Annotated in this window: 1 protein-coding gene; it reads left to right on the plus strand. The window is 80.1% G+C overall.

All coding sequences use genetic code 11. The features are described from left to right. Positions 1–331: phosphoglycerate mutase family protein (locus JNW98_RS35950; protein ID WP_308015716.1), on the plus strand; the 331-nt coding region annotated here is incomplete at both ends.

The raw sequence follows: 331 nt of genomic DNA on the forward strand, positions 1-331 counted from the left end.
GCCGCCCGTGGCCGCCGCCGCCCTCCCCGCCGAGCTGATCGCCGTCCGGCACGGCCAGAGCACGGCCAACGTCCTGTTCGACCGGGCCCACGCCACCGGCACGCCCGCCGTGCTGCCCGCCGGTGCCGACCTGCGCGTACCGCTGACCCCGCTCGGCCGGGAGCAGGCCGCCGGGCTCGGCCGGTGGCTGGCCGCGACGGTCCCGGACGCCGTCGTCGTCTCGCCGTACCTCCGCGCCCGGCAGACGTGGGAGGCCATGGCGGACGCGGCCGGACGGCTCGGCTGCCGGGCGTCTCTGCCCGCGCCCGTTCTCGACGAGCGGCTGCGCGAC

Source organism: Streptomyces huiliensis (assembly GCF_020037025.1).
In the GTDB taxonomy this organism is placed as follows: domain Bacteria; phylum Actinomycetota; class Actinomycetes; order Streptomycetales; family Streptomycetaceae; genus Streptomyces; species Streptomyces huiliensis.